Below are 2,496 nucleotides of genomic sequence, written 5' to 3'. Positions count from 1 at the left end.
AGCGCGCCGAGTGCCGGATGTGGACGCGTCGCGTCGACCTCAATATCTGCGAGCCGCTCGCCAACGGCTATCGTTTCGGCGAGGCGCTGAAATTTTTCGAAAAGCGCATTCCGGTCGTGCCGGAGGCCTCGCCCGGCCTGAAGATGATCGCCGCCAACCGCCTGCAATGGCTGAATGGTCAGATGGCCGACGGACGTGACTATCTCTGCGGCAAGCGCTTCACGCTCGCCGACATCCTGCTCTTTTGCTGGCTGGATTTTGGCGCCCTGGTCGGCCAGCCGATCGATCCTGGGAATGCGAATATCAAGGCATGGTTCGATCGCGTTGCCCAGCGGCCTTCGCTCAAGGCCGATCCCGTGACCCCTCCTGCCGGCGCGAAGCGCGCGTGAGCATGTTGACTTCGTCATTCCGGGGCGCGGTTTAGCGCGAGCCCGGAATGACCGCCCTTTAGATCACCACCGGCTTATCCGGCAGTTCGTTCGGCCCGGCGCCCTGCTTGGGGAAATATATGGCGAGCTGTCGCGAGACGGCTGCAATCCCCTTGATCACGCCGCCGGAGAAATTGCCGCTCCTGAAATCAGACTCCATCGCGGCACAAATTTTCCGCCAGCCCGCGGCGCCGACCTTCGAATCGATGCCGCGGTCGGCGACGATCTCGACGTCACGATCGGCAAGCAGGAGATAAACCAGTACGCCGTTATTGTGCGCGGTATCCCATATCCGCAAATGCGAGAAAATATCCAGTGCACGTTCGCGGGCCGATTGTCCGGTGAATAGCGGCATTCCGTCGAGCGCGCCCTCCACGACAAACCGCACCTGACCGGAATGCATCGCCTCGCCAGCCTTGATCGCCTGCTCGATCCGGTCGAGCGCCTCCTTCGGGAAAGCCCGACGCGCCCGCCAGCGGTGCTCGACCAGATGCTTGCCGATCCGTGTGAGACCCATCGTTACCAGCTCCCCGAGGCGCCGCCGCCGCCAAAACTGCCGCCCCCACCGGAAAACCCGCCGCTATCGCTCGAACCGCCGGACCAGCCGCCGCCATAACCACCCCTGCCGCTGCGGCTCGCCTGCTGGCTTGCCGCCAAGATGCTGTCGCCGAACATCGTGAGAAAGAATGCGATGACCCCGAAGATGCCGGAGACGACGATTGAACCCAGCAGAAGCCAGACGATAACGCCGACCACACCGGCGGTGACGCCGGAACCGACCAGCCGGCCCATCAGACCTCGCATGATGGCCGCGATCGCCGCATAACCGAGAAAGCCGAACGGACTGAAAACGATGTCGAAGAACATGTTGGGATCGACGCTATGCGATACCTCGGGCTTCGGGACCGGCAAAGGCTCACCGTCGATGATGCGGATGATACGGTCGACGCCGGCCGAAATCCCGCCGGTAAAGTCGCCGGTCTTGAAGCGCGGCACGATGATCTCGTCGATGATGCGCCGCGAGGTCACGTCGGTGAGCGGGCCCTCAAGGCCGTAGCCGACTTCGATTCGCAGCTTGTGGTCGTCCTTCGCGACAACCAACAGCGCACCGTCGTCGATCTTCTTGCGCCCGATCTTCCAGGCTTCCGCGACCCGGATCGAGAACTGCTCGATCGTCTCGGGCTGGGTGGTCGGCACGATCAGCACCGCAACCTGGCTGCCCTTGCGGGTCTCGAGGTCTTTCAGCCGTTGCGTCAGCGCAGCCGCATCGCTGGCCGACAAGGTGCCGGTCTGATCGACCACGCGCCCCGATAGCTGCGGCACCGCGACATCGGCTGCGGCCGCGAACGGCCAGCTCAGCACAAACGCAAGGAGAAGAGCTCTTGCGATCATCGGCGCGAGGCTACTTCGCCGGCGCCACGTTGAAATCCACTTTCGGCGCGGATGAGATTTCCTTTTCGTTGTCGACCGTGAAGTTGGCCTTTTCCTTGTAACCAAACGCCATCGCCGTCAGGTTGGTCGGAAAGGTGCGGATGCCGACATTATAGTCCTGCACCGCCTTGATGTAGCGGTTACGCGCCACCGTGATCCGGTTCTCGGTGCCTTCGAGCTGCGACATCAGGTCGTGAAACAATGCATCCGATTTGAGTTGCGGATAATTCTCGGTCACCACCAACAGCTTCGACAATGCGCTGGTGAGTTCGCCTTGCGCGGCCTGGAACTTGGCAAAGGCGCCGGGATCGTTGACGAGTTCCGGCGTTGCCTGGATGCTGCCGACCTTGGCGCGCGCATTTGTCACGCCCAGCAGCACGTCCTTTTCCTGTTGCGCAAAGCCCTTCACCGAATTGACGAGGTTGGGCACGAGATCGGCGCGGCGCTGATACTGGTTCAGGACCTCCGACCAGGCCGACTTGACCTGCTCATCGTTGGTCTGGATCGCGTTATAGCCGCAATTGGTGAGGCTCAGCGTCGCCAACGCCGCGAGCACCGTCAATAATTTGCGCATCAAATCCCTCCTGCCTTATACGAGCGACAGGGTACCAGAGCGATATGACGGAGAACAGCGCCG

At 62.1% G+C, this 2,496-nt stretch carries 4 protein-coding genes; 1 reads left to right on the top strand and 3 read right to left on the bottom strand.

Going from position 1 to position 2,496, the window contains the following annotated elements:
• Positions 1 to 389 (top strand): glutathione binding-like protein (locus tag WB528_RS13600; protein WP_423888934.1); only part of this gene is annotated, 389 nt, incomplete at its 5' end.
• Between the two features lie 58 nt (positions 390 to 447).
• Here WB528_RS13600 and WB528_RS13595 read toward each other — a convergent pair.
• Genes WB528_RS13595 through WB528_RS13585 form a run of 3 tightly spaced genes read right to left on the bottom strand, consistent with a single transcriptional unit; the run spans position 448 to position 2,433 of the window.
• Positions 448 to 945: a TPM domain-containing protein gene (locus WB528_RS13595; protein ID WP_423888932.1), complete on the bottom strand. Its 498-nt coding sequence runs from the start codon at positions 943 to 945 to the stop codon at positions 448 to 450.
• A 2-nt stretch (positions 946 to 947) separates the two neighbouring features.
• A complete protein-coding gene (locus WB528_RS13590; RefSeq protein ID WP_423888931.1) occupies positions 948 to 1,820 on the bottom strand; it encodes a TPM domain-containing protein in 873 nt (290 codons plus the stop codon).
• A gap of 10 nt (positions 1,821 to 1,830) precedes the next feature.
• Positions 1,831 to 2,433: a LemA family protein gene (locus tag WB528_RS13585; protein WP_423888930.1), complete on the bottom strand. Its 603-nt coding sequence runs from the start codon at positions 2,431 to 2,433 to the stop codon at positions 1,831 to 1,833.
• Between the last annotated feature and the right edge of the window lie 63 nt (positions 2,434 to 2,496).

It is taken from the genome of Bradyrhizobium sp., assembly GCF_049586575.1.
Lineage (GTDB): Bacteria > Pseudomonadota > Alphaproteobacteria > Rhizobiales > Xanthobacteraceae > Bradyrhizobium.
This window is presented reverse-complemented; position numbering and strand designations above follow the sequence as displayed.

Excerpts from the sequence above, each read along its gene's own strand:
- WB528_RS13585 (WP_423888930.1), bottom strand. The coding sequence starts at position 2,433 with ATGCGCAAATTATTGACGGTGCTCGCGGCGTTGGCGACGCTGAGCCTC.
- WB528_RS13590 (WP_423888931.1), bottom strand. The coding sequence starts at position 1,820 with ATGATCGCAAGAGCTCTTCTCCTTGCGTTTGTGCTGAGCTGGCCGTTC.
- WB528_RS13595 (WP_423888932.1), bottom strand. The coding sequence starts at position 945 with ATGGGTCTCACACGGATCGGCAAGCATCTGGTCGAGCACCGCTGGCGG.